At 64.3% G+C, this 26144-nt stretch carries 27 protein-coding genes and 1 other RNA gene; 7 read left to right on the forward strand and 21 right to left on the reverse strand.

Annotated elements, in window-relative coordinates; translation table 11 throughout:
* Nucleotides 1–290: 290 nt before the first annotated feature.
* Nucleotides 291–1646: a sigma-54-dependent transcriptional regulator gene (locus LL972_RS01260; protein ID WP_228326075.1), complete on the forward strand. Its 1356-nt coding sequence runs from the start codon at nucleotides 291–293 to the stop codon at nucleotides 1644–1646.
* 8 nt (nucleotides 1647–1654) lie between these two features.
* Nucleotides 1655–3010, forward strand: a complete 1356-nt coding sequence (locus tag LL972_RS01265; protein WP_228326076.1) for a sensor histidine kinase — start codon at nucleotides 1655–1657, stop codon at nucleotides 3008–3010.
* A gap of 23 nt (nucleotides 3011–3033) precedes the next feature.
* On the opposite strand, the gene LL972_RS01270 is transcribed toward LL972_RS01265, so the two are convergent.
* Together LL972_RS01270 and glmU are read right to left on the reverse strand one after the other, a co-directional pair.
* A complete protein-coding gene (locus LL972_RS01270; RefSeq protein ID WP_228326077.1) occupies nucleotides 3034–4005 on the reverse strand; it encodes a NosD domain-containing protein in 972 nt (323 codons plus the stop codon).
* Between the two features lie 112 nt (nucleotides 4006–4117).
* On the reverse strand, nucleotides 4118–5482 hold the full coding sequence (glmU, locus tag LL972_RS01275) for a bifunctional UDP-N-acetylglucosamine diphosphorylase/glucosamine-1-phosphate N-acetyltransferase GlmU (protein ID WP_228326078.1): 1365 nt from the start codon (nucleotides 5480–5482) through the stop codon (nucleotides 4118–4120).
* A 145-nt stretch (nucleotides 5483–5627) separates the two neighbouring features.
* On the opposite strand from glmU, the gene LL972_RS01280 reads away from it, so the two are divergent.
* Entirely contained in the window at nucleotides 5628–6011 is a 384-nt protein-coding gene (locus LL972_RS01280; RefSeq protein ID WP_104583250.1) for a GtrA family protein, read from the forward strand.
* A 166-nt stretch (nucleotides 6012–6177) separates the two neighbouring features.
* Here LL972_RS01280 and LL972_RS01285 read toward each other — a convergent pair whose 3' ends face one another.
* The 10 genes from LL972_RS01285 to LL972_RS01330 all read right to left on the reverse strand — a co-directional run bounded on the left by LL972_RS01285 (nucleotide 6178) and on the right by LL972_RS01330 (nucleotide 14321).
* Nucleotides 6178–6747: a chorismate mutase gene (locus LL972_RS01285; RefSeq protein WP_228326079.1), complete on the reverse strand. Its 570-nt coding sequence runs from the start codon at nucleotides 6745–6747 to the stop codon at nucleotides 6178–6180.
* Nucleotides 6748–6973: 226 nt separating this feature from the next.
* Nucleotides 6974–7396: a F0F1 ATP synthase subunit epsilon gene (locus tag LL972_RS01290; RefSeq protein WP_228326080.1), complete on the reverse strand. Its 423-nt coding sequence runs from the start codon at nucleotides 7394–7396 to the stop codon at nucleotides 6974–6976.
* A 143-nt stretch (nucleotides 7397–7539) separates the two neighbouring features.
* A complete protein-coding gene (atpD, locus tag LL972_RS01295; protein WP_046963369.1) occupies nucleotides 7540–8946 on the reverse strand; it encodes a F0F1 ATP synthase subunit beta in 1407 nt (468 codons plus the stop codon).
* Nucleotides 8947–9068: 122 nt separating this feature from the next.
* Nucleotides 9069–9932 (reverse strand): F0F1 ATP synthase subunit gamma, encoded by an 864-nt coding sequence (gene atpG, locus LL972_RS01300; protein ID WP_228326081.1) that lies wholly within the window; start codon nucleotides 9930–9932, stop codon nucleotides 9069–9071.
* Between the two features lie 112 nt (nucleotides 9933–10044).
* Nucleotides 10045–11592: a F0F1 ATP synthase subunit alpha gene (gene atpA, locus LL972_RS01305; protein WP_115003856.1), complete on the reverse strand. Its 1548-nt coding sequence runs from the start codon at nucleotides 11590–11592 to the stop codon at nucleotides 10045–10047.
* Between the two features lie 47 nt (nucleotides 11593–11639).
* A complete protein-coding gene (locus LL972_RS01310) occupies nucleotides 11640–12167 on the reverse strand; it encodes a F0F1 ATP synthase subunit delta (RefSeq protein ID WP_228326082.1) in 528 nt (175 codons plus the stop codon).
* 3 nt (nucleotides 12168–12170) lie between these two features.
* On the reverse strand, nucleotides 12171–12641 hold the full coding sequence (locus tag LL972_RS01315) for a F0F1 ATP synthase subunit B (RefSeq protein WP_016901014.1): 471 nt from the start codon (nucleotides 12639–12641) through the stop codon (nucleotides 12171–12173).
* Nucleotides 12642–12754: 113 nt separating this feature from the next.
* The gene (gene atpE, locus LL972_RS01320; protein WP_002814105.1) at nucleotides 12755–13057 is read right to left on the reverse strand and encodes a F0F1 ATP synthase subunit C; all 303 of its coding nucleotides are present in this window, start codon (nucleotides 13055–13057) and stop codon (nucleotides 12755–12757) included.
* 72 nt (nucleotides 13058–13129) lie between these two features.
* On the reverse strand, nucleotides 13130–13930 hold the full coding sequence (gene atpB / locus LL972_RS01325; protein WP_065468439.1) for a F0F1 ATP synthase subunit A: 801 nt from the start codon (nucleotides 13928–13930) through the stop codon (nucleotides 13130–13132).
* A 25-nt stretch (nucleotides 13931–13955) separates the two neighbouring features.
* A complete protein-coding gene (locus tag LL972_RS01330; protein WP_016901016.1) occupies nucleotides 13956–14321 on the reverse strand; it encodes a hypothetical protein in 366 nt (121 codons plus the stop codon).
* Nucleotides 14322–14851: 530 nt separating this feature from the next.
* On the opposite strand from LL972_RS01330, the gene LL972_RS01335 reads away from it, so the two are divergent.
* Complete coding sequence (locus LL972_RS01335) at nucleotides 14852–15664, forward strand: hypothetical protein (protein WP_228326083.1); 813 nt, start codon at nucleotides 14852–14854, stop codon at nucleotides 15662–15664.
* A 136-nt stretch (nucleotides 15665–15800) separates the two neighbouring features.
* On the opposite strand, the gene LL972_RS01340 is transcribed toward LL972_RS01335, so the two are convergent.
* From LL972_RS01340 to LL972_RS01365, 6 genes are all read right to left on the reverse strand, one after another.
* Nucleotides 15801–16088 carry a hypothetical protein gene (locus tag LL972_RS01340; RefSeq protein WP_126942533.1) on the reverse strand — a complete coding sequence of 96 codons (288 nt, stop codon included), beginning with the start codon at nucleotides 16086–16088 and terminating at the stop codon, nucleotides 15801–15803.
* Between the two features lie 62 nt (nucleotides 16089–16150).
* Nucleotides 16151–17983, reverse strand: coding sequence for a dihydrolipoyl dehydrogenase (lpdA, locus tag LL972_RS01345; protein ID WP_228326084.1), 1833 nt, complete (start codon nucleotides 17981–17983; stop codon nucleotides 16151–16153).
* 16 nt (nucleotides 17984–17999) lie between these two features.
* Entirely contained in the window at nucleotides 18000–18647 is a 648-nt protein-coding gene (locus tag LL972_RS01350; RefSeq protein WP_228326085.1) for a hypothetical protein, read from the reverse strand.
* The gene (locus LL972_RS01355) at nucleotides 18644–20422 is read right to left on the reverse strand and encodes a dihydrolipoyllysine-residue acetyltransferase (RefSeq protein ID WP_228326086.1); all 1779 of its coding nucleotides are present in this window, start codon (nucleotides 20420–20422) and stop codon (nucleotides 18644–18646) included. Before LL972_RS01355 ends, LL972_RS01350 begins: the two co-directional genes overlap by 4 nt.
* Nucleotides 20423–20550: 128 nt before the next feature.
* Nucleotides 20551–21345, reverse strand: coding sequence for a DUF2884 family protein (locus LL972_RS01360; protein ID WP_228326087.1), 795 nt, complete (start codon nucleotides 21343–21345; stop codon nucleotides 20551–20553).
* A 229-nt stretch (nucleotides 21346–21574) separates the two neighbouring features.
* Nucleotides 21575–22138 carry a DNA-deoxyinosine glycosylase gene (locus LL972_RS01365; RefSeq protein WP_228326088.1) on the reverse strand — a complete coding sequence of 188 codons (564 nt, stop codon included), beginning with the start codon at nucleotides 22136–22138 and terminating at the stop codon, nucleotides 21575–21577.
* A 142-nt stretch (nucleotides 22139–22280) separates the two neighbouring features.
* Here LL972_RS01365 and LL972_RS01370 point away from each other — a divergent pair, with 142 nt between their 5' ends.
* From LL972_RS01370 to LL972_RS01380, 3 genes are all read left to right on the forward strand, one after another.
* The gene (locus tag LL972_RS01370; RefSeq protein WP_228326089.1) at nucleotides 22281–22952 is read left to right on the forward strand and encodes an OmpW/AlkL family protein; all 672 of its coding nucleotides are present in this window, start codon (nucleotides 22281–22283) and stop codon (nucleotides 22950–22952) included.
* Nucleotides 22953–23112: 160 nt separating this feature from the next.
* The gene (locus tag LL972_RS01375; protein ID WP_228326090.1) at nucleotides 23113–23718 is read left to right on the forward strand and encodes a hypothetical protein; all 606 of its coding nucleotides are present in this window, start codon (nucleotides 23113–23115) and stop codon (nucleotides 23716–23718) included.
* Nucleotides 23702–24295 (forward strand): hypothetical protein, encoded by a 594-nt coding sequence (locus tag LL972_RS01380; RefSeq protein ID WP_228326091.1) that lies wholly within the window; start codon nucleotides 23702–23704, stop codon nucleotides 24293–24295. The genes LL972_RS01375 and LL972_RS01380 overlap by 17 nt, the downstream gene beginning before the upstream one ends.
* 193 nt (nucleotides 24296–24488) lie before the next feature.
* On the opposite strand, the gene LL972_RS01385 is transcribed toward LL972_RS01380, so the two are convergent.
* From LL972_RS01385 to LL972_RS01395, 3 genes are all read right to left on the reverse strand, one after another.
* The gene (locus LL972_RS01385) at nucleotides 24489–25046 is read right to left on the reverse strand and encodes a DUF1453 domain-containing protein (protein WP_228326092.1); all 558 of its coding nucleotides are present in this window, start codon (nucleotides 25044–25046) and stop codon (nucleotides 24489–24491) included.
* A gap of 25 nt (nucleotides 25047–25071) precedes the next feature.
* Nucleotides 25072–25148, reverse strand: a non-coding RNA gene (locus LL972_RS01390) — sX9 sRNA.
* Nucleotides 25149–25211: 63 nt separating this feature from the next.
* Complete coding sequence (locus LL972_RS01395) at nucleotides 25212–26015, reverse strand: MetQ/NlpA family ABC transporter substrate-binding protein (protein WP_024940265.1); 804 nt, start codon at nucleotides 26013–26015, stop codon at nucleotides 25212–25214.
* Nucleotides 26016–26144: the final 129 nt, after the last annotated feature.

Here is a 26144-nt window from a genome sequence, read left to right on the forward strand (position 1 = left end):
CAGTGACGCGTATGCCTCGTTGACTCCATCGCCGAGGCATGCAGCACCGCCGTTCTCACCGGCAGGCAGCAGCACGGCACGCGCCGCGAATACCTGAGTCCGGCAGCGCGGATGCAGTCACGCAGCCTGTCCGGCGTACCGGTTCCATTGCCGCACTCGCAGCATCGCCCGAAAACTCCGCTAGCAGGCAGGTCGGCCATGCGCGTGCACCAGACATTCATGAGCGACGCGCAGCGCAGTTCCGCCGCGCACCGAATCCTGTTCTGATAGCCACTCTCGCCCGCGCCATCATGAGTATCGCAATGCCGCAGATCCTGATCATCGACGACAACACCGCCGTGGCCACTGCGCTGGAGGTGCTGTTTTCCTTGCACGACATCGAGGCGCGGCACGCGCATTCGCCGCAGGCCGGGTTGGCGCTGCTGGACGAGCAGGTGTTCGACCTGGTGATCCAGGACATGAACTTCACCGCCGACACCACCTCCGGCGAGGAAGGCGAAGCACTGTTCACCCAGATCCGTCAGCGCCACCCGGATCTGCCGGTGATCCTGCTCACCGCGTGGACCCATCTGGGCAGCGCGGTGGGCCTGGTCAAGGCCGGTGCGGCCGACTACATCGCCAAGCCCTGGGACGACACCAAGCTGCTGACCACGGTCAACAACCTGCTGGAGCTGTCCGAAGCGCGCCGCGAGCTGGAACGTCGGCGCGCGCGCGAGCGGCGCGGTCGCGAGCAGCTGACACAGCGTTACGATCTGCGCGGCGCGGTGTTCGCCGACCCGGCCAGCGAACGCGCGATCGCGCTTGCCTGCCAGGTCGCACGCTCGGACCTGCCGGTGCTGATCACCGGCCCCAACGGCAGCGGCAAGGAGAAGATCGCCGAGATCATCCAGGCCAACTCGCCTGCCAGACACGGCCCCTTCATTGCGCTCAATTGCGGCGCATTGCCGGGCGAACTGATCGAAGCCGAATTGTTCGGCGCCGAGGCTGGCGCGTATACCGGCGCCAACAAGGCGCGCGAAGGCAAGTTCGAAGCCGCCGATGGCGGCACGCTGTTTCTGGACGAAATCGGCAACCTGCCGTTGGCAGGGCAGATGAAGCTGCTGCGCGTGCTGGAAACCGGCCGCTACGAGCGCCTGGGCTCCAACCGCGAGCGTCATGCCAAGGTGCGGGTGATCAGCGCCACCAACGCCGACCTGCAGACGATGATCCGCGATGGCAGCTTCCGCGAAGATCTGTACTACCGCCTCAACACGGTGGAAATCGCGTTGCCGGCCCTGGCCGAACGCCCTGGCGATATCGGCCCGTTGGCCGAGCACTTCCTGGCCGGCGAAAAACCCTTGTCCACACAGGCACGCGATGCCCTGCAGCGGCACGCCTGGCCCGGCAACGTGCGCGAGCTGCGCAACGTGCTGCAACGTGCGTTCCTGCTCGCGCAAGGTGCGCGCATCGAAGCCGGCGATCTGAACCTGCCGCGCGCGGCCGCAGCGCGCCCGGCCGCGCCGACCACCGGCGAACCGGATCGCGCCCGGATCGAGCAGGCGCTGGCGCGCGCGCAGGGCGTCATTGCCCAGGCCGCTGCCGAGCTGGGGCTGAGCCGGCAGGCGCTGTACCGGCGCATGGACCGCTACGGCATCAGCCAGGAGTAAGCCTGAGCATGTGGCAGCCACGTTCCTTCACCTTCTCGCTGTTCCTGCGCCTGCTGCCGGTGCTGGTGCTGGCCGCCGCCCTGCCCTGGTTCACCGCGTACTGGCTGGATCGCGGCTGGGAAGTGGCGTTGATCTCCGCCATCGTGCTGCTGGCGACGATGTGGTGGAGCCTGCAACGCGCCACTGCACCGATGCGCTCGCTGTTCCGCGCCCTGGCCGGCACCACCAGCAGCTACCGCGATGGCGAATACAACTTCGGCGTGTACTGGCGCGGCAGCGACGAACTGGCGCAACTGGTGCAGGCGCATGCGGAACTGGGCGAGGTGCTGCGCGCGCAACGGCGCAATCTGGTGCAGCGCGAACTGATGCTCGACACCATGTTGCAAAACACCCCGGTGGCGATGCTGCTGGTGGTGGCCGGTGGCGATGGGGTGCGCCGCATCGGTTTCTCCAACAACGCCGCACGCAAGCTGTTGCACGACGGCCGCAAGCTTGAAGGCCAGCACCTGGACGACGTGCTCGCGCGCATGCCCGGCGAACTGCGCGATGCGCTGGCACGCGGCGGCGATTGCCTGTTTGCGGTCCGCGAGGACGGCGATGACGAAGACGACGAGCAGATCTATCACCTGTCACGCCGCAGTTTCCATCTCAATGGACGCGGCCACGAGCTATTGCTGATCCGCACCTTGACCACCGAATTGCGGCGCCAGGAAGTGCAGACCTGGAAGAAGGTCATCCGCGTGATCAGCCATGAATTGAACAACTCGCTCGCACCAATCGCCTCGCTGGCGCATTCCGGCGCCGAGTTGCTGCGCCGCGAACGCACCGACCGGCTTGGCACGGTGTTTGAAACCATCGAAGAACGCGCCCGTCATCTGGAAGGCTTCATCCGCGGCTACGCCCGCTTTGCCAAATTGCCGCAGCCGCAATTGCAGACCATCGAATGGGCGCCGTTCCTGGAGCGTTTGCGGCAGCAGATTCCGTTCCAGCTGCAAGGCGCACTGAGCGATGTCTCCAGCCGCATCGATGCCGCGCAGATCGAGCAGGCGCTGCTCAACCTGCTCAAGAACGCACACGAGGCCTGCAGCGAAGCGCAGCCGCCCAACAGCGATGTCGCCGTGCGTGTCACGCGCGTGCCGCAATGGCTGCGGATCGAAGTGCTGGACCGCGGCAACGGCATGAACGAGGCCGTGCTGCACAACGCACTGATGCCGTTCTACTCGACCAAGCGCAATGGCACCGGGCTCGGGCTTGCGCTCACCCGCGAGATCGCCGAAGCGCACGGCGGGCGCATCTCGCTGCATAACCGCGAACACGGCGGCTTGTGCGTCACCTTGCTGCTGCCGGCGGCGGCGGCCGGTTAGTTCGCTGCAAGCGATCGCAGCGTTCAATCGCCGCGCAGCGTCCCGCGCTCCTGGATCCGCGGCTGTTTCAACGCGCCACAGGCATCGTCGGCACCGCTGGTGCGGGTGGCGGCGATGGCGCCGTAATAGCCAGCCCCCACGGTGTTGTCGACGAACTGCCCGCCTTGCGACGGACATTCGCCATCGGGCTTGATCCAGTCCGAAAACGCCGCGTACTTGCCGGCCCGGACGAAACGGTTGGACGCCACGTAGGTGTTGTCGGAGGCATCGCGGGTACGCACGGCATCGCCGTTGACCTCGGTGAAGGTATTGCCTTCGATGCGGTTGCCGGAGGAGTGGCGCGCCAGGTAGATCGCGTGCACGAAGCCAGAGGTCCGGGTGTCGTTTTCGATGGACATGAAGCGATTGCGTTCGATGCGGTTGTCGCGCGAGTTCTGCAGGCGGATCGCCGCGAACGAATAGGCGGCCTCGCTGCTGCTGCCATGGATGCCACCGATCCGCTCGAAGCTCATGTTGCGGATGACGTTGCCGCTGTTGCCGTCGGCGCTGCGCTTGCTGCTGCCCAGGTCCATCGCCATCCAGTAATTGCTCACCTTCAACCCGGCGAAGGTCAGCCGGGTAGCGGTATCGCCGCCGCCCTTCAGCGTGAACCAGGTCGCACCGCCGCGTCCGTCGAACCATGGTGGCGCGGCCGCATCCGGCGCAGCGATGAAGCGAATGGGCGCCCCGTTGGTGAAGGTCCATTGCACCGATTGCCGCAGATACGTGCCTGCGGCAATCACCACGTCCACCGCGCCGCTGGGCCGCTGCTCCAGCAACCGCTGCTGGGCGCCCGCCAGACTCCGCAACGCGGTCGTTGCGCTGGTGCCCGCCGCCGCATCGTTGCCATCCGGCGCCAGATACAGCCGGTGGGTCTGCGCATAGGCTGACATGGGCAGCAATGCCGCCAATGTCAGCAGTAATGTCACCCGCAACGCGCAACGTGACGTTTGCATCGTGCACCTCGTGATCGGTCGTGACGGGGGTGGCCTGTGCATGGCACCGCTGCACAGCGGCGGCCCGCCCCTTGCAGCGACGTGCAGCCACGCCGCACGCCTAGAAAACACGCTATTTCTTGGTCGGGCGTTCCCAGCCTTCGACCACGGTCTGACGCGCACGCGTGACGCTGAGCTGGCCGGCAGGCGCATCGCGGGTGATCACCGAGCCCGCGCCGATGGTGGCCATGGCGCCGATCTCGATCGGTGCCACCAACGCGCTGTTGGAGCCGACGAAGGCGCCATCGCCGATGCTGGTCTGCGACTTGTTCACCCCGTCGTAATTGCAGGTGATGGTGCCGGCACCGATGTTGACCTTGCTGCCGATCACCGCATCGCCCAGGTAGGTCAGATGGTTGGCCTTGCTGCCCACGCCCATCGTGACCTTCTTGGTCTCGACAAAGTTGCCGATATGCACGCCATCGGCCAGCACGGTGCCAGGACGCAGCCGCGCGAACGGGCCGATCTGCACTGCCCCTTCGGTCACCACGCCTTCCAGATCGCAATGGGCGCGCACCTGCGTGCCGGCGCCCAGCGTCACATTGCGCAAGCGCACGAAGGGGCCGATCACCACGCCATCGCCAAGTGTCACATCGCCCTCCAGGACCACATCGATGTCCAGCTGCACGTCGCTGCCTACCGTCACGGAGCCGCGCTGCTCCACGCGCGCCGGGTCGGCCATGCGTACGCCCTGCAGGCAGAGCGCACGCGCCGCACGCAGTTGCCAGGCGCGCTCCAGCTGCGCCAGCTGCCAGGGGTCGTTGGCGCCTTCCACATCCTGCGCATCGGCCACGTGCACCATGTCGGCCGGAGTGAAATCGGCGGCGGCGCTGGCGAACACGTCGGTGAGATAGAACTCGCCCTGTGCATTCTCGTTGGACAGACCGGCCAGCCAGCGGCGCAGCGCCGTGGACTCGGCGGTGAGGATGCCGGTGTTGATGGTGCGGATGCGGCGCTGCTCGTCATTGGCGTCCTTCTGCTCGACGATCGCGGCGACCTTGCCTTCGGCATCGCGCAGGATGCGGCCGTACCCGGTGGGATTGGGCACATCGGCCACCAGCACTGCCATGCGCCCGGGTGCGTGCAGCAGCTGCAGCAGGTCCTGGCACTGGATCAGCGGCACATCGCCGTACAGCACCAGCACTGTCGCCGCATCCGGAATTGCATCCATTGCCTGTTGCACCGCATGCCCGGTGCCCAGTTGCTGTCGTTGTTCGGCCCAGTGCAGATCGCCGTGCGCGGCAAACGCCGCCTGCACCTGCTCGCCGCCGTGCCCGTGCACCACATGGATCGCTGCCGGCTGCAGCTGCCGCGCGGTGGCGATCACATGTGCCAGCATCGGCTGGCCCGCCAGCGGCTGCAGCACCTTGGGCAGGGACGAGCGCATGCGCTTGCCCTCGCCCGCGGCCAGGATCACGACGTGCAAGGGCAGAGTCATCGAAGCGTTCCAGAATGTGGGAGCGCCAAATTCTAGTCGCTGTCCCGGCAATGCGTGGTGTTCCGCCTGCAGCACGCGCGACGATGACACTTTTCAAGCGTCGCTGCCGTTAGCATGAGCGCCCCTCCACGATGACCCGGCCTGCATGAGTCTGTTCCGCCAAGGCAGCCAATTCATGATCATTGGCGCCCTGCAGCTGGCGGTGGATTGCGGCATCTTCATCGCCGCCACCGCGGCGGGCATGCCTGCCGTGCCGGCCAATCTGCTCGGGCGGATCAGCGGCGCGGTGCTGGGCTTCTGGCTCAACGGCCGCTACACCTTCGCCCAGGACGGCGGTGCACGCCTGGGCTGGCCGCGTTTTCGCCGCTTTGCGCTGATGTGGCTGGCACTGACCCTCATCAGCACCTGGCTGTTGTCGGCAACGGTGGATCTGGTTGGCCTGCGCCAGGCCTGGCTGGCCAAACCGCTGGTGGAAGGCGGCCTGGCGATCGTGTCGTTTTTCCTGGGCCGGCACGTGGTGTATCGCTGAGCGAGCGCAGTGACCGAAGACGCTGCTGCTTTCGACTGAAGAAAACGCGATCTATGTCGCCACCATGTGCAGATCAGCCAATGCATCGCTGATCGCTTGCTTGGTAGGGCGTCCCCCTCCCCCAAGGGGACGGTCGGCGCTTGAGTGCTGGTGGCGGTGCGGGGGTTCAGCGGCAGAAATCGCCCAGGCTGCGCACCAGTGCGGCGCGATGCAGCGCGTCCAGCTGCCACTGTGCAGCGTACCGGGCGGCGGCATGCGCCGTATTGGCCGGGCATTGCGGCGCTGCACGTGCCGGCGCGACACCGGCCAGTGCGTCGAGCAATTCGCCTTGCAGTTGATCCAGACGCGTGCGCAGGCTTGCCAGATCCGGACGCGCCGTGTCCGGCGCGCGCCCACGTTCGCGCCAGTGGTTCAACAATGCGTACTGCACCGACTTGTTGGCCTCGATCTGCGCAGCGAAGAAGCGCGCCGCATCGTCGGCATCCAGCCCGTGCGCAGGCGCCTGCTCGCGCACGCTCTGCAGCACCGCCGCCTCGCGGGTCTGGTCCAGCACCGGCTTGCCGCTGTCCCATTTGCTCAGCGCCACCGCATCGCCGATGGCGTTGCGTTGCACGATGCGATCCAGCAACGGATCCAGCGGCGGCTGGCTGCGGGCCGGCAGCGCACATCCCAGCATCGCCACGGCCAGCAGGCCGCTCAGCGCATAACCACGAAAGCCATCGATCGTGCGGGTCATCGGGTGTTCCTCGACATGCATGAGTGAGATGCTGCGCCACCTGCAGCCGGCGGCACAGCGTAAGGCAGGCAGTGTGCCTGCCGCACCCAGGCATGGAGGCCGCGCCACGCATGCGCAGCGCCAGAAACGAAAACGCCGACACGAGGGTCGGCGTTTTCACTCCACACCTGGGTGTGGCGGTGCAGCGGGCATCGCGTTACGAGCAAACGGGCGCGAGCCCGCGTGCTTAATGCTTGAGGGTGCGACGCAGCCGTTCCAGTGCCTGCAGCTGCACGGTCGCTTCGGCCAGCCGACGCTGCGCATCGGACACGTCCACGGTGTCGCCACGGTTGGCCAGCAGACGTTCGGCCTCTTCCTTGACCTTGCGCACGGCGGCTTCGTCGATGTCCTGCGCGCGCACCGCAGTGTCGACCAGCACGGTCACCACTTGCGGCTGCACTTCCAGGATGCCGCCGGAAATGGCGAAGTCCAGCTGTTCGCCGCTGGCGGTGGTGACCACCACCTTGCCCGGCTTCAGGCGAGTGATCAGCGGCGCGTGCTTGGGCGCGATGCCCAGCTCACCCAGCTCGCCGGTGGCCACGACCAGCGTCGCCTCACCGTGGAAGATTTCCTTCTCGGCGCTGACGATGTCGCAACGGATAGTGCTCATGGTGCCTCACGTTGTGAGGCGGGGATTGGGGATTGGGGATTCGGGATTGGCAACCGCAGCTTTCACTGTGGCCACTCACCTCGTCTCCGCACCCCGCTCACCGCCGTACCAAATCCCGAATCCCGAATGCCAAATCCCGGCTGTTACGCCTTGGCGCTCATCTTGTTGGCTTTCTCGACGGCTTCTTCGATGCTGCCAACCATGTAGAACGCCTGCTCCGGCAGGTGGTCGTACTCGCCGTCGCAGATCGCCTTGAAGCCGCGGATGGTGTCCTTCAGCGAGACGTACTTGCCCGGCGAGCCGGTGAACACTTCGGCCACGTGGAAGGGCTGGCTGAAGAAGCGCTCGATCTTGCGCGCGCGCGACACCGACTGCTTGTCTTCTTCGCTCAGCTCGTCCATGCCCAGGATCGCGATGATGTCCTTCAGTTCCTTGTACTTCTGCAAGGTCTGCTGGACGCGCTGGGCGGTGTCGTAATGCTCGTGGCCGATCACCAGCGGGTCCATCTGGCGGCTGGTGGAATCCAGCGGATCCACTGCCGGGTAGATACCCAGCGAGGCGATGTTACGGCTCAGCGTGACGGTGGAATCCAGGTGGGCGAAGGTGGTCGCCGGCGACGGGTCGGTCAGGTCGTCCGCAGGCACGTACACGGCCTGGATCGAGGTGATCGAACCGCTCTTGGTCGAGGTGATGCGCTCCTGCAACACGCCCATTTCCTCGGCCAGGGTCGGCTGGTAGCCCACTGCCGACGGCATGCGGCCGAGCAGCGCGGACACTTCGGTACCGGCCAGCGTGTAGCGGTAGATGTTGTCGACGAACAGCAGCACGTCCTTGCCCTTGCCGTTCTCGTCCTTTTCGTCGCGGAAGTACTCGGCCATGGTCAGGCCGGTCAGCGCCACGCGCAGACGGTTGCCCGGCGGCTCGTTCATCTGGCCGTACACCATCGCGACCTTGTCCAGCACGTTGGAGTCTTTCATCTCGTGGTAGAAGTCGTTGCCCTCGCGGGTACGCTCGCCCACGCCGGCGAACACGGACAGACCCGAGTGCGCCTTGGCGATGTTGTTGATCAGCTCCATCATGTTGACGGTCTTGCCGACGCCGGCGCCGCCGAACAGGCCGACCTTGCCGCCCTTGGCGAACGGGCACATCAGGTCGATGACCTTGATGCCGGTTTCCAGCAGTTCGGTGCTGGACGACTGGTCTTCATACGACGGCGCAGCGCGATGGATTTCCCAATGGTCCGATGCCTGCACGTCGCCGGCTTCGTCGATCGGACGACCCAGCACGTCCATGATGCGGCCCAGCGTCCCGGCACCGACCGGCACCGAAATCGCACGCTCGGTGTTGGTGGCCAGCAGGTTGCGCTTCAGGCCGTCGGTGGAGCCGAGCGCAATGGTGCGCACCACGCCATCGCCGAGCTGCTGCTGCACTTCCAGGGTGATTTCGGTACCTTCGACCTTCAACGCGTGATAGACCTTCGGCACTTCATTGCGCTGGAATTCGACGTCGACGACCGCGCCGATGATCTGAACGATCTTGCCCTGACTCATTTGGATAACTCCACTAATGTCTGTTCGATTCTTGTGTCGGGAATAGGGAAACGGGAGTCGGGAATGGGAAGATCAAGTGCTGCTGCTTCGACCATTCCCGATTCTCCATTCCCTATTCCCGGCTATACGGCGGCCGCGCCGCTGACGATTTCCGAAATTTCCTGGGTGATCGCCGCCTGGCGCGCCTTGTTGTAGACCAGTTGCAAGGTGCCGATCATCTTGTTGGCGTTGTCGCTGGCGGCCTTCATCGCCACCATGCGCGCGGCATGTTCAGAGGCCACGTTTTCCAGCACGGCCTGGTACACCAGCGACTCGATGTAACGCGTCATCACGTGCTCCAGCACGGTCGCGGCATCGGGTTCGTAGAGGTAATCCCAATCGTGGTGGGCCACCTTGTGCTCGGCGGCCGGCAGCGGCAGCAGCTGATCGAAGCTGGCCTTCTGCGTCATCGTGTTCACGAAGCGGTTGTAGACCAGATACACGCGGTCCACCTTGCCCTCGACGAACGCATCCAGCATCACCTTGATCACGCCGATCAACTGCTCGATCTGCGGACTGTCGCCCAGATGGGTGACGCTGCCGACCATGTTGACCTTGATGCGACGGAAGAACGCCGAGGCCTTCTGGCCGATGGTCACCACGTCGATCTCGGCGCCCTGCTCCTGCCACGGGCGCACGTCGCCCAGCATCTTGCGGAACAAGTTGTTGTTCAGACCGCCGGCCAGGCCGCGGTCGGAAGAGATCACGATGTAGCCGACCCGCTTGACCTGCTCACGCTCGACCAGGAACGGATGCTGGTAGTCGGTGCTGGCCTGCGCCAGATGCCCGATCACCTGCTTCATCGCCTGCGCGTACGGACGCGAGGTCTTCATGCGGTCCTGCGCCTTGCGGATCTTGGAGGCCGAGACCATTTCGAGCGCGCGCGTCACCTTGCGGGTGTTCTGCACGCTCTTGATCTTGGTTTTGATTTCGCGTCCGCCTGCCATACTCGCTCGCTTCGCTCGCTTAGTGGGAATGGGGAATCGTAAGTCGGGAATTGGCACAGCCAACCCGCTTTGACGATTCCCTATTCTCGATTCCCGATTCCCGCAGCTGGATTTACCAGCTGCCCGTGGTCTTGAACTCTTCGATGCCCTTCTTGAAGGCAGCTTCGATGTCGTTGTCCCAGCCGCCGGTGGTGTTGATCTTGGAGATCAGCTCACCCTGGGTGTTGGCGAAGTGCGCGTGCAGGCCTTCTTCGAACGCCAGCAGCTTGTTCACCGGCACTTCGTCGAGGTAGCCCTCGTTGACGGCATAGATCGACAGCGCCTGGTTGGCGATGGACATCGGCGCGTACTGCTTCTGCTTCATCAGCTCGGTGACGCGCTGACCACGCTCGAGCTGCTTGCGGGTGGCTTCGTCCAGGTCCGAGGCGAACTGCGCGAACGCGGCCAGCTCACGGTACTGCGCCAGCGAGATACGGATACCGCCGGACAGCTTCTTGATGATCTTGGTCTGGGCCGCACCACCGACGCGCGACACCGAGATACCGGCGTTCACGGCCGGGCGGATGCCGGCGTTGAACAGGTCGGTTTCCAGGAAGATCTGGCCGTCGGTGATCGAGATCACGTTGGTCGGCACGAACGCGGACACGTCGCCGGCCTGCGTTTCGATGATCGGCAGCGCGGTCAGCGAACCGGTCTTGCCGGTCACCGCACCGTTGGTGAACTTCTCCACGTACTCCTCGGACACGCGCGCAGCGCGCTCGAGCAGACGGCTATGCAGATAGAACACGTCGCCCGGATAGGCTTCACGACCCGGCGGGCGCTTGAGCAGCAGCGAGATCTGGCGGTAGGCCACGGCCTGCTTGGACAGATCGTCATACACGATCAGCGCGTCTTCGCCGCGGTCCATGAAGTACTCGCCCATGGTGCAGCCGGCATACGGGCTGATGTACTGCATCGCGGCCGATTCGGACGCGGTCGCAGCCACCACCACGGTGTGCGCCAGCGCGCCGTTCTCTTCGAGCTTGCGCACGATGTTGGCAACGGTCGAGGCCTTCTGGCCGATCGCCACGTACACGCACTTGATGCCGGTGCCCTTCTGGTTGATCACCGCATCGATCGCCAGCGCGGTCTTGCCGGTCTGACGGTCGCCGATGACCAGCTCGCGCTGGCCGCGGCCGATCGGAATCATCGCATCGACCGACTTGTAACCGGTCTGCACCGGCTGGTCGACCGACTTGCGCCAGATCACGCCCGGCGCCACACGCTCCACCGGTGCGGTCTGGGTGGCACCCAGCGGGCCCTTGCCATCGATCGGCTCGCCCAGCGCGTTGACCACGCGACCGAGCAGCTCCGGACCGACCGGCACTTCCAGGATGCGGCCGGTGGTCTTGGCCACGTCGCCTTCGCGCAGGTTCTCGTAATCGCCCAGCACCACGGCGCCGACCGAATCGCGCTCCAGGTTCAGTGCGAGCGCAAAGGTGTTGTTCGGCAGTTCGATCATTTCGCCCTGCATCACGTCGGCCAGGCCGAAGATGCGCACGATGCCGTCGGACACGCTGGTCACGGAGCCTTCGTTGCGCGACTCTGCGGACAGCTTGACCGCCTCGATGCGGGTCTTGATCAGGTCGCTGATTTCGGAGGGGTTGAGCGTGGTTGCCATCGTTCAGTCCTAGGTGCCGGCCGCGAGGGCCATGCGTTTATGTGAATTCAGTGGGCGAGCGAGCTTTGCAGACGCGCAAGCTTGCCCTTCAGCGAGCCGTCGATGACCACGTCGCCGGTGTCGATCACCGCGCCGCCGATCAACGAAGCATCCACCGCGGTGGTGATGTCCACCTCGCGGCCGAAGCGCTTCTTCAGCGCAGCAGCGATCGTGTCCACTTCCGCCTGGCTCATTGCAGCCGCCGAGGTCACCGTCGCCTTGACGACGTGTTCGGCGTCGGCCCGCAGCTGTTCGTACAGTCCTGCCACTTCCGGCAGCAGCGACAGCCGCTGCGCGTCGGCCAGCAGGCCGAGGAAACGCAGATAGTCTTCGCTCGCCTGCGGCGGTGCCAGCAACGTCACTGCCTGATCCTGGCGCAGGGCCGGGTTGAGCAGCAGCGCGACCACGCGCGGGTCGCCGGCCACCTGCGCCGAAAACGCCAGCGCATCGGACCAGGCCGCGAAGTTGCCGCCCTCACGCGCGATCGCAAACGCGGCGCGGCCGTACGGACGGGCAAGTGTGAGGGCCTGACTCATCGATTAAATCTCCGCCGCCAGCTCGTCGAGCAGCGCCTTGTGAGCGTTGGCATCGATTTCGCGCTTGAGCAGCTTCTCGGCACCGCTGACGGCCAGCACGGACACCTGCTTGCGCAGTTCCTCGCGGGCACGCGTGGCGGACGCGTCGATCTCGGTCTGTGCCAGATCCTTCTGACGGTTGGCTTCGGCAATTGCCTCGTGCTTGGCCGCTTCGATGATCTGGTTGGCGCGCGCATGGGCCTGATCGATGATCTCGTTGGCCTTGGTGCGTGCGTCCTTCAGTGCTTCGTTGACCTTTTCCTGCGCCTGCGCCAGATCCTTCTGACTGCGATCGGCAGCAGCCAGACCTTCAGCGATCTTTTGCTGACGCTCTTCGATCGCCTGCAGCAGCGGCGGCCAGATCTTGGTCGCGACGATCCAGATCAGACCGGCGAAGGCCAGCGCCTGGGCAAAGATGGTAAGGGTGATATCCATGGGTCGCTCAATCGCTGTTTAGGGGTGAAAGCGCCACCGCGGGGCGACGCTTTCCGACCTTCATCCGCGGGGGCAACCGCACGCGGTTGCCTCCACATCCTGCTACCGCTGGATCAGCCGGCAGCCTGCGACAGACGTTCGATGAACACCTGGGCCAGCGGGTTGGCGAAGGCGAACAGCAGGCCGACAGCGACGCTGATGATGAACGCGGCGTCGATCAGGCCGGCGGTGATGAACATGCGGACCTGCAGCACCGGAATCAGTTCCGGCTGGCGCGCGGCAGATTCCAGGAACTTGCCAGCCATGATGGCCAGACCGAGGCCGGCACCCAGCGCGGCCAGGCCGATCATGATGCCGACGGCGAGGACGGTGGAGCTCTGGACTTGAGCGAGGTTGGTCAGGACGGCGAGGTACATGGTGATCTCCGAACGAAAGTTTCTAAGGGTGATGGATGAATCGGGATGAAGCAGATGAAGGGTGCAGCAAACTCAGTGGCTGTCTTCGGCAAGGCTCAGATACACGATCGACAGCATCATGAAAATGAAGGCCTGCAGCGGAATCACCAACAGGTGGAACAGCATCCAGCCGAGGCCGAATACGCCGCCAGCGAACATGCCGGCGATGCCCGCACCGCCCAGCACCCAGATCAGCAGGAAGACGATCTCGCCGCCGAACATGTTGCCGAACAGTCGCATCGCCAGCGAAATCGGCTTGCTCAGCCACTCGACGATGTTCAAGAGCAGGTTGAACGGCATCATCCACTTGCCGAACGGCGCCGTGAGGAATTCCTTGGTCATGCCGCCCACGCCCTTGGAGCGCAGCGAAAACACGATCATCAGGAAGAACACGCTGATCGACATGCCCAGGGTGGCATTGACGTCGGCGGTCGGCACCGGCTTCCAGGCGTGGATGCCGGCCCAGCCCAGCGGGATGGCGATGAAGTCGGCCGGGATCATCTTGATGAGGTTCATCAACAGGATCCAGAAGAAGATGGTGATCGCGATCGGCGTCACCAGCTTGCTGCTGCCGTGATAGGTGTCCTTGGCCTGGCGGTCGACGAACTCCAGGCAGATCTCGACGAACGCCTGCCACTTGCCCGGCACGCCGGCGGTGGCATTGCGGGTCGCCGTCCAGAACGCCAGGACCATGACCAGGCCCATCAACACCGCCATGACCAGGGTGTCGACGTGGATGGTCCAAAACGTGCCGCCACCCTCGCGAACCGGATAGATCAGGTTCTGCAAGTGATGCTGGATATAGGAGGTAGGTGTTGCTGCCTCGCCCGCCATGTGTCCGGAGCCCTTTAAGTTCGAATCAACGCCTGGCCAGAGCCAGAACCTGAAAAATCAGCCCGATGGCGATACCCGCCAACAGGGCCAGAGGAGGCAGCCGCCACAGGCCGAAGCCAAGCGCCAGCGCCACGAAAACCAACACCCACTTCAACACCATCGCCAGAATCAGCCGGACCATGGCAATGCCGGCTGCCTGAATACCGCCACCTAGCGCGGTACGTGCTGCCACCCAACCGCCCAGCACCGTCGCAAACCCGGTCAATGCCAGACCGGCAGAGTAACGGGGACCGACCAACAGCAACCCCAGACTGGTTATAGCTACGGCAGCAAGCGGATATACCGCAGCGCGCAGCATCAACCGCCGACCCGCGTCAACGGAGTTCAGCACTACGGTTACCTTACGTGTGAATGAGTGGGAAGCGCAGATGCGCCTCGTCGAGCCGCGAAAGTATAGCAATGGGACAAATTGCGAGACAACCGGCAGAGGTCATCCGTTGCTGCGTCGCACCATACAGGGGTTGCCGCAGCGGGTGGGAACTTTGCCACAAACCGGCGGTCATATCCCGCGAGGCCTGCACATCCTCGTCGAAAGGTCCTGCCGCAGGTCGCGTATGGGAGCCCCGGGCCACCGGGGCTCCTGCTTTTTGCGCATTTTGTCGCACCCCGCGACCTTCCCATCGGCGGTCCAATCGGTGCAGTCGCGGCGCGGCACCCGCCATCGTGCTTCGCCATTGGCGCCCAAATTGCGTGGCGTACGACTAAAGTCGGACTGCCTCCAGCAGCGGACCGTTTTGTCCGATTGCTATCTCGGCCTTCACGGCAATGCGACAGCTCCTTCACTTATGGAAGACGCCGTCTTATCGAAGATGCGCGGCACAGGCCCAACCGCCTGACCATTCCAAGAATTCGGAGCTCTCCATGAAACACCTCCTCGCACTGGCCATCCCGTGCGTATTGGCTGCCGCCTATGCCGCGCCCGCGCACGCCGAAGATACCGATGACCGCTTCCAGCTCCGTCTCGGTGCGATGAACGTCGACAACGACAACACCATCCGTGGCAACACGCTGGTGGCGGGCAACAACGTGTCGGTCAACGAAGATTTCAAGCTCGGCGGCAAGGAATGGGAGCCGCGCATCGATGGCGTGTTCCGCATCAGCACCCGTCAGCGCCTGATCTTCGATTACTTCAAGTACGACAAGGATCGCCGCGAGACCCTGACCCAGGATCTGAGCGCCGGTGGCGTCACCGTGCCGACCGGCAGCTTCATCAAGGGTGAGCTGAAGTATCAGGTCGCCACCCTGGTGTATGACTATTCGGTCATCGATTCGCCGGAATTCAGCCTGGGCTTGCAGCTCGGTGCCGAGTACGCCAAAGTCGAAGCCAACGCCTATGCCGATCTGGGCAGCGTGTTCACCGGCGACGTGCTGAACGAGAAGGCCGACGGCGTTGCGCCGGTGGTCGGTATCCGCTTCACCGCGCGTCCGAGCGAGCATTGGCTGTTCAACGTGCAGGGCCAGTACCTCAACACCAGCTGGGGCAACTTCGACGATTACGACGGCGACCTGAGCCGCGCCAACGCGATTGCCGAATACCGCTTCACCAAGAACTTCGGTCTGTTCGCCGGCTACGACTGGTTCAAGCTCGACGTCGACCAGCGCGGCAGCGACGGTCTGATCGGCCTGAAGCAGGAGTTCAAGGGCCCGGTCGCAGGCGTGACGTTCGCGTTCTGATTCTTTCGGGCCCCGGGACCCGGGACCCGAAAAAGCAGCTTCATGCAGAACCCCGCAGCGATGCGGGGTTCTGTCGTTCAACGGATGCGTGGCAAGTAACCGACGCGGCTGCAACCCATGGCAGCAGCGGACACGCTCAGGGCGGCTTGGTCGCACCAGCTACCAACAGATGCTGGTGCGTGGTGCAGTAGCACTCGTCGTGCCAACCGTAGTGCGGATCGGTGCAGATCGCATGCTGCACCGTTGCCGGCAGCGACGCCACGTCGCTGCGCAAGTCGCGCTTCAGCGAGACGAACACCGAGCCCGGATGTGGCCAGTCGGTCCGCCGCGGCGGCTCGGCGATACGGTTGCCGCTGGCCAGTTCGCGCTGCAGCAGCGCCTGCAGTTCAGGACACAGATTGCCCTGCCCCATCACGACCTCCATGCGTCGCCTCACCACCGCGGCGACCGCACCACACGCGGCGGCAAGCCTGTGCGGAACGGCGCTTACTTCTTCTTCGGGATGTACAGGTCGGTGATGGTGCCGTCGTAGACCTCGGCGGCCATGCCGACCGACTCGCTCAGGGTCGGATGCGCATGGATGGTATGGCCGATGTCTTCGGCTTCGGCGCCCATCTCGATCGCCAATCCGATCTCGGCCAGCAGGTCGCCCGCATGCACACCGACGATGGCACCACCGATGATGCGATGGGTGTCTTCGTCGAAGATCAGCTTGGTGAAGCCTTCGGTGCGGCCGATGCCGATCGCGCGACCACTGGCGGCCCACGGGAACTTGGCCACGCCGACCTTCAGGCCCTTGGCCTTGGCCTCGGTCTCGGTCACGCCGACCCAGGCGATTTCCGGGTTGGTGTAGGCCACCGACGGAATCACCCGCGCCACCCATTCCTTCTTCTCGCCGGCAGCCACTTCGGCGGCCAGCTTGCCTTCGTGCGTGGCCTTGTGCGCCAGCATCGGGTTACCGACGATGTCGCCGATGGCGAAGATATGCGGCACGTTGGTGCGCATCTGCCGATCGACCGGGATGAAGCCGCGCTCGGTGATGGTGACGCCGGCCTTGTCGGCGCCGATCTTCTTGCCGTTGGGCGTGCGGCCGACCGCCACCAGCACGCGGTCGTAGGCGGTGGCCTGCAGACCCGGCTTCTCGCCTTCGGTGGCCGCTTCGAACGACACCGTGATGCCGCCGGCGTCGGCGGTGACGTCGGTGGCCTTGGTCTTGAGATGGACCTCCACGCCCTGCTTCTTCAGCCGATCGGCCAGCGGCTTGACCAGGTCCTTGTCGGCGCCCGGCATCAGCTGGTCCATGAACTCGACCACGGTGACCTTGCTGCCGAGCGCGCTGTACACCGTGGCCATTTCCAGGCCGATGATGCCGCCGCCAACCACCAGCAGGGTCTTGGGGATGTCGTGCAGTTCCAGCGCGTCGGTGGAATCCATCACGCGCTTGTCGTCCCACGGGAAGTTGGGCAGCTTCACCGCCTGCGAACCGGCGGCGATGATGCAGTGCTCGAAGCGCAGCAGCTGGGTCTTGCCGTCGTCGCCGACGATCTCCAGCTCGTTCGGCGACACAAACGATGCCACGCCGGTGACGGTGCGCACCTTGCGCTGCTTGGCCATGCTGGCCAGGCCGCCGGTGAGCTTGCCGACGACTTTTTCCTTGTACTCACGCAGCTTGTCCAGGGTGATCTGGGGCTGGCCGAAGTCCACGCCAAAGTCGCCGGCATGCGCCACTTCGTCGATCACCGCGGCGGCATGCAGCAGCGCCTTGGACGGGATACAGCCGACGTTGAGGCAGACCCCGCCCAGGCTGGCGTAGCGCTCGATCAGCACCGTGTCCAGGCCCAGGTCGGCGGCGCGGAACGCGGCGGTGTAGCCGCCGGGGCCGGCGCCGAGCACCACCATCTTGCATTCGATATCGGCCGGCTTGCCGCTGGCCAGTGCCGGCTTGGACGGCGCCGGTTCGGCCGGGGCGCGATGCGACGGCGTCACCGGCGGCTTGCTGCCGGGCGCGGCGGCAGGCGCCGCAGCCGCCGGTGCGGGCTTGCTGTCGGCCTTGGCGGGCGCAGCCGGTGCGGCGGCCTCACCTTCGGCTTCCAGCAGCAGCACCAGCGCACCTTCGGACAGGCTGTCGCCCACCTTGACCTTGAGTTCCTTGACCACGCCGGCGGCCGAGGACGGCACTTCCAGCGTGGCCTTGTCCGACTCCAGCGTCACCAGGCCCTGGTCCTTGACCACGCTGTCGCCGACGGCGACCAGCACTTCGATGACGGGGACATCGCTGTAATCGCCGATGTCGGGAACCTTGATTTCAATGACCGCCATTTGCTTCTCCTGTGGCTCAACCGGCCGTGCCGGCAAGCGTCTGCTGGAGTTCATCCAGCGACGATTCGACTTGGGTCCAGCGCTTGTCGCGCTTGTTTTGCTTGCTTTCGCTGGCTTCGATCAGCAGCGCGGCCTGCTGCAGCAGCAGCTCGCCGGCGCCGCAGCTCGGGCGGGTGCCGCTGTAACGCACGCCATCGACCTGGAACGACAGCACCTCGCCCTCGCTCACCGGCGCGCTGCGACCGCTCGGCGCCAGTTGCGTCAGTGCGCTAGTCCAGTTGCTGACCAGGCGCCTTGCCAACGCCGCCGGAATCGGGATCTCCACCGTTTCCGGAGTCTGCTCGGTGCGGAACTGCACGCTGCCGCGATCGCTCTGGCTGACCCAGCTGTAGACGCGCTCGTCGGCGCGGCTATGCCGCAAGGTCCAGTCGGCGCCATCCTTGCCTGGCACCAGCGAAACGCCGCTTTCCACGCCACGGGTGGGCAGCGTCAGCAACGCCAGGCTCGGCCTGGTGCCGGCGTCGAGCAGCGTGGTCACCGCAGTGCCGTAGTTGCCCACCGCCGGCGGCCAGCCGCGCCCGAGCGTGCTCTCGCACTGGCGTGCTGCCGCGGATGTCCACGGCAGCACGCCCAGCAGGGCGAAAGTCAGCAGCGCTGCTCTCACAGCAGGACGCGGCGCATGTCGGCCAGCACCTGGCTGAGGTAGGTGGTGAAGCGTGCGGCCAGCGCGCCGTCGATGACGCGGTGGTCGTAGCTCAACGACAGCGGCAGCATCAGCTTGGGCGCGAATTCCTTACCGTTCCACACCGGCTGCATCGCCGACTTGGACACGCCCAGGATCGCCACTTCCGGCGCATTGATGATCGGCGTGAACGCGGTGCCGCCGATGCCGCCGAGCGAGCTGATCGAGAAGCAGCCGCCGCTCATGTCGGCCGGGCCGAGCTTGCCGTCGCGCGCCTTCTTGGCCAGCTCGCCGCTTTCCTGCGCGATCTGCAGCACGCCCTTCTTGTCGACGTCGCGGATCACCGGCACGACCAGGCCGTTAGGGGTGTCGGCGGCGAAGCCGATGTTGATGTACTTCTTCAACGTCAGGTTTTCACCGGCCGCATCCAGCGAGGCATTGAACTCGGGGAACTTCTTCAACGCCGCGGCACTGGCCTTGACCAGGAAGGCAAGCATGGTCAGCTTGATGCCGGCCTTCTCGTTTTCCTTGTTCAGCGCCACGCGCAGCGCTTCCAGGTCGGTGATGTCGGCCGATTCGAACTGGGTGACGTGCGGAATCATCGCCCAGTTGCGCGCCAGGTTGGCACCGGAAATCTTCTTGATGCGCGACAGCGGCTGGGTCTCGGTCTCGCCGAACTTGCTGAAGTCCACCTTCGGCCAGGCCAGCAGGTTCAGGCCGTTGCCGCCACCGGCCGGCGCAGCACCGGCTGCGGCAGGCGTACCGCCGCTGAGTGCGGCCTTGACGAAGCGCTGCACGTCCTCACGGGTGATGCGCCCGCCCTTTTCGCTGCCCTTGAGCTGGTTCAGATCCACGCCGAGCTCGCGTGCGAACACGCGCACCACCGGGCTGGCGTAGGCCACCTTGGACGGCAGCACGCTGTCGGCGTCGAAGGTCACCGGCGGGCTGGACGGGCTGCCGGCCGACGGTTGGCCGCCCTGCGCAGGCTGTGCGGCCTCGCTGGAGCGAGCGCCCTGCACCTGCGCGATCTCGCGCTGAGCCAGCTTGTCCGGCACCGCAGACACCGCGACCGGCTCGACCTTGCCGGCGGTTTCGGCGGTGTCGGTGCTGGGCTTGGCCGGAGACTGCGCCGCACCGGCGCCGCCATCGCTGGCAGCGATGATCGCCACCACGTTGCCTTGCGAGAGCGTGTCGCCGACCTTGACCTTGAGTTCCTTGACCACGCCGGCGGCCGAGGACGGCACTTCCATCGTGGCCTTGTCCGATTCCAGCGTGACCAGGCTCTGGTCCTTGGCGACGGTATCGCCGACGGCGACCAGCACCTCGATCACCGGGATGTCGGTGTAGTCGCCGATATCCGGCACGCGCGCCTCGACCAGGCCACCTTCCGAAGACGCGGCAGGCGCCGCCGGTTCAGCCTTGGCGGCAGGCGCCGGCGCGGCGGCGGGCGCGGCCTTGGCCGGGGAGGCCGGAGCGGCGGCCGTTGCGGGCGCGGCGGCGGTCTCGGTGCCGGCGTCGGCCACTTCGATCAGCGCGACCAGCGCGCCCTGCGACAGCGAATCGCCGACCTTGACCTTGATCTCCTTGACCACGCCGGCCACCGACGAGGGCACTTCCATCGTGGCCTTGTCCGATTCCAGCGTGACCAGGCTCTGGTCCTTGCTGACCGTATCGCCGACCGACACCAGCACCTCGATTACCGGGACATCGCTGTAGTCACCGATATCGGGGACAAGTGCTTCCTTGATTTCGGCCATACGGGGAACTCCGGCAACAGAATGGGGAAACCCCTATTGTGGCCGGCTGCGGCCCGCAGCGCCAACCATTGCCGTGGAAAAAGTCGCGCATCGGGCGGGACGCAGCGTTCGCAGGCGCAGGCGCCGGATCATTTCGAGGCGTGTCGATCGACCCGCAACAGTTGCAATGGCTCGCCCGAGGGCAAACGATACGCCAGCGCATTGTCCAGGCCGTCGAGCGCTTCGACCCGTGCGCACAGCTGTTGCGCGCGTGGTCGCAGTGCATGCGCCTGTGGCTCGATCAGGCGCTCGATGCGCGTTCCCAGCCCCTCCAGCGACCGCAGCTGCAGATCGTTTCCGGTCAGTGCCGTCTGCACCGCGCCGGCGACGACATCGCCGATCAGCTGCGGCAGCAGCTCGGCCACCATCGCGCCGATGTCGTCATCGATATCGATCGAGGTCAGCTGGCTTTTCCCGAAGCTCTGCTTCAGGCGGGTGTCGATCTTTTCGCGCACGGCCGCCAGTTGCACGCGCGTGGCCTCGGGACTGCGGCTGAAGCCGGCCGCGACCTCGCCCAGCGCGGTGACGGCGATATCGGCCGCTTCGCGCCCGACCTCCTGCGACAGCGGCACCACGTCACGGGTCTGCCGCTCGAACTGGATCAATCGGGCGCGATCGTCCGCGCTCAACGCGACCCAGTGGTCGTCGACGAACAACGCGCCCTGACGCAGTACCAGACGCTGCGGCGCGCCCGACGTGCCCGACGTGCCCGACGTGCCCGACGTGCCCGACGTGCGGATCAGGATCACGCTGCGCGGGTTGAGCGTGAGGTCGTAATCGCTGCTGACGTTGCAGTGCAGATCGTCGGCGCTGGCGGCCTGTCCGGCGACCAGCAGGCCCAGCAGCAGGCCCGCTGCCCTCGGTAATGCGTGCTTGATCGCCATCTGGTCGTTTCCGCTATGCGTTGGGGGCAGCATGCCTGCGCAGGAGGCGCACTTGCCCGTGCCGGAGGCTGGCATGACTTCCGGCCGGTGGCTGCGCCGTCGCCAGCACGGCCGGCACTGCGGTGGTCACACGTGCTGGCTGGACCGGCCGCAGGTAGCTGGCGCCAACGGCGCCCCTCGCCCTACGGATGCCTCGATCGTGGAGTGGCTGCGTGGCGATCCAACGTCGCTACTCCAGCGCATCGCGCAGCGGTTGCCAGGCCGCGCACAGCCGTTGCAGCGACCACGCCGCATTGGCCGGGCTGGTGGATGGCAACGCCCACACCGGCACTGTTTGCGACGCGACCGGCAGCAGCAACGGCTGCACATGCCGGCGCCATGCCTGCGCGGCGGCCGCGCCATTGCAGGCCACCGCGCGCAGCTGCGGCAGCGTGGCCAGCCGCGCCGCCAGCGGATTGACCACGATGCTGCTGGCAACGATGGCGGTGTCCAGGCTGCCGCGCCGCTCGCACTGGCCGATCACGTCCCACAGGCCGACCCCGCAGCCGGCCAGCGCCTGCAGGCGCGCCGGGTACGCCATCCCGGCATCGATGCCCAGCAATGCCTGCATCAGCGGCCAGAATCGGTTGCGCGGATGGGCGTAGTACATCGCCGCGTGCAGCGAGGCATTACCCGGCATCGAACCGAGCACCAATACACGGCAATCGTTAGGAATGTGCGCTGGAAGGCCCTGCAACACGTCGGTTTTCGTCACGGCGATCGCATCTGCGTGAATGTCTTTTTCAGCTTGCATGTCGTAGCCACGGCCTTCTCCGGAAACTTGCTGAACAAACGAAATTTTAGCGAGCCACGGGTGGGCGTGGATTCAGATTTTCAGGAATAGCTTTGGCGCGGCCCACTCCACGGGCCTAACAAGAACACTGAGGAGACCCCCAATGCGTGCCATTTCCATCCTGAGCCTGGCTGCCGTATCCGCACTTGCGTTTGCCCCGTCTGCATTTGCACAAGACACCACCTACACCGGCGATACCACCTCGGCTTCCACCAGCGCCGACAGCGCCTCCGGAAAGCATTGGGCCGTGGTCGGCGGTGTTGCTCTGATCAAGCCGAAGAACGATCCGGCCCCGGGCCTGGACGTCGATGGCGGCCCGGCGCCGACGCTGAGCGCCAGCTACTACATCAACGACAACTGGGCCGTTGAACTCTGGGGCGCAGCCGACAAGTTCAACCACCGCGTCAACGCCGATGGCGTGGGCAAGGTCGGTACCGTCGAGCAGCAGCCGATCGCCATCAGTGGCCAGTACCACTTCGGCCAGGCCGATAACGTGTTCCGTCCGTTCGTGGGCGTGGGCTACTACGAGTCGAACTTCAGCAACGAGAAGATCGACGCGGCGTCGGCCAGCGGCCAGCACGTGGGCCTGGACACCGCCAAGGGTGTCATCGGCACCGTCGGCGTGGACATGAACATCAACTCCACCTGGTTCGCACGTGCCGACGCCCGCTACATGCGTTCGCGTCCGGAACTGCGCGAAGGCGGCCAGGGCACCGGCAGCGAGCTGGAACTGGATCCGTGGACCGTCGGCTTCGGTGTCGGCGCGCGCTTCTAAGCACACCGATTGACTAAGCACCTCACCAAACAGGCCCGCAAGGGCCTGTTTTTTTGATCAAAACCTCAGTTCGAAGGGAATTTTACGTTTAGGATTTCGTTGCGGGGGGGTAGATCGCGTAGAAATCAGCGCGACTTCTTCAATTAAATATGGAGATACCATGAGAATAAGATGCCATGCGGCAGCGATATTTCTTCTTGCACTCGTTTCCTTTGGAGCTCAGGCTCAGACAACCGTCCCTACCACAGGACTTGGAACCTGCATTGACTTTATAACTTCCCAATCAACGACACTTACTGCACAGATAAACAGCAGCACCACTTTCAAGATCGCTTACGGCTCGGCCAGCTATACGGACATGCCAAATAAAGTTGTATATATCCGAAATTATAGCTGCGCGAGTCAAGATATGCCGGGCATGTATTTTACAGTCTCAGCCCTAGCCCATGAATTTGGCCATGTGAAATTCAATTATTCGTTTACCAAAACGACTCGGCAAGCATATATAGATGAAGCATGCAAGATGGAAGGACTTGCCGTAACAAATAACATAGTTGCAAGGAATGAAATATGGAGTTCCACTCAAAATAGCATAGACATTAAGCTTGCAGCATCAAATCCCGATCAGCTTTTTGGGGTTTACTATGCTGGAGGACCTAATGTCGCATCAAACGTTGGAAAATCTTTCTGCGCGAACAACGTAACCTCAACCACAGGACAGAACTATAACGCATATTATGGAGAGCAGTATGACAAACTTCCTTAACAGATCATCATATTCCCGCCTTACAATAACGCTGCTTGCTGCTCTGATTGCACCTTCATTATATGCAACTAAGATTTCAACAGCGACAGCAGCGACAGCAGCGACAGCAGCGGATGCTGCTCGTACGTTTGAACTAGCCGAAGAAATTTCGAGAAATCTCAAAAAATCACCCTCTGAATTTATTAATTCATGGCCTGGAGCCAGAATTTCGACGCCGAGTCTGAAAAACGAAGGAACGTATAAAGTTAGCGGAGGAATATTAAAAATAGGCGATCATCTGACTGCCAAGGACTCTTCCATATCAATATCAGCCGATAAAAAAAATATCGAATCAGTCTTACTCAGTCTGGAAGGTTCCTGCGTCTCTCGCCAGGACTTTAAGAGCCAATACCCAAATTATCTGATTTCAAATATTCCGAGAGGACAGAGTAGCTCAGAAACATTAACTTTAGCCGTTGTTAAAAACCAGGAGAAGATGGAGTTCTCGTTCCCGGAAACCTCTCCAGATTGCCTAAGTGCCATTCGCATAGCACCAGCAGACGCGCAGATGCTCAAAGCTGCGGAAGCATTTAATTAATTAGGCATACTTGAAATTGTTAATGCCAGCACCGAGAGGGCTGGCAGTAACAGTGGTTACACCTTAGTACTACTCATCCTGACCGGATAAATGGTACCTAGTGATATACAATCTGAGCACTTCTTGAAAGTCGAGGTTTGTAGAAACGCCAGTTATTTCGGAATTGTGCGTTGGTAAGGCTTCAATTTAAGGATCACCGCCAGTAAACGCTGCCACGCAGGCGCGCACTGCGCCAACGCCACCACAGCAAGGTGGCATACGCGAGCGCATATCCAAGCAATACGCCGGCCGCGCCCAGCAAACTGGCATGACTGAGCCAGCCTTCCGTGGGCCAGGCCACGCCCTGCCAGGCGCTGCGCCAGCCCTGCACCATGCCGGCGATGACGCGTACCACCACCAACGCCGTCACCGCGAGCACCAGCCACAGATTGGGCCGGTAAAACAGGCCCTGCTGGGTGCGCTCGAAGCGGGTCAACCGCAACGCCAGCAGACCCAAGGCCAGCCCGCAGGCCCAACCGAATGCGGCGTGGCTGATCGCGCCGGGCCAGAACGCCGCAGCAACCAGCGCGAAAATGACGAACAACACGTTGGAGAGCGCAGCCGAGGCCAGATTGATCATCAACAACCAGCCACGCGCCTGTCGCCGCGCAGTACCGACACGGAAGCGCTGCACCAGCGACAACGGCAGCAGCACTGCGAGTACCGCCAGGGCGATGATCACGGCCAGCGGAATGGCGAGGAGAAGTGGCATCGGATGCTCGGTGGCGGCAAGGAGTGACCAGCACGACATAGCGCGCGGTCGTCAGGTGCACGTGGACAGCGCGCTCGGAACTGACGTGTCCGCGTGGTGCATGCCGACGCCGCGCACCGACCGCCCCCCGCCTGGCGGTGAGCGCAGTCGGTTTGTTAGCCGCTCTCAGAACGCCGGCAACACCGCGCCTTTGTACTTCTGCTCGATAAACGCCTTCACTTCCGGGCTGGTCAAGGCCTTGGCCAGCTTCTGCACGCGCGGATCGTCCTTGTTGTCCGGGCGCGAGACCAGGAAGTTCACGTACGGCGAGTCCTTGCTTTCGATCGCCAGCGCGTCGCGGGTCGGGTTGAGGCCGGCGTCGAGCGCGTAGTTGGTATTGATCAGCGCCAGATCGACCTGGTCGAGCACGCGCGGCAGCATCGCCGAGTCGAGCTCGCGGAACTTCAGCTGCTTGGGGTTCTCGACGATGTCGCGTTGGCTGGACAGGGCGTTGCTCGGGTCCTTGAGTTTGATCACACCCGCCTTGTCCAGCAGGATCAGCGCGCGGCTGTTGTTGCTCGGATCGTTGGGAATCACCACGTCGGCGCCGTTGGGCAGTTCGGCCAATGCCTTGAACCGGCGCGAATACGCGCCGAACGGTTCGATATGCACGCCGACCACGGTCACCAGCTGGCTCTTGCGGTCGCGGTTGTAGGCGTCCAGATACGGCTCGGTCTGGAAGTAATTGACGTCGATCTGCTTCTGCACGACCTGGTCGTTGGGCTGCACGTAGTCGTTGAACACGCGCACGTCCAGCTTGACGCCCTGCTTGGCCAGCAGCGGTTCGACCACCTCCAGGATCTCGGCGTGTGGCACCGCGGTGGCGGCCACCGTCAGCGTGTCGCCGCCGCTGCTGCCGCCGCTACCGCCACACGAGGCCAGGGCCAGCGTGGCCGCAGCCAGGAGGGAACGAAACGCAAATGTGCTCATGTAGGGGTCCGTGGGAGGAGGAATGCGGCACTGCCGCAAGAGGTAAACCTAGCAGACCGCGGGTGCAGCGGCGATTCGCAAGCGCATGCCGCATGCGCCGCCCTCCGCGCCACGCGGCACCCGGTCGCG

The sequence above is a fragment of the Xanthomonas campestris pv. asclepiadis genome (genome assembly GCF_020784175.1).
Lineage (GTDB): Bacteria > Pseudomonadota > Gammaproteobacteria > Xanthomonadales > Xanthomonadaceae > Xanthomonas > Xanthomonas campestris_D.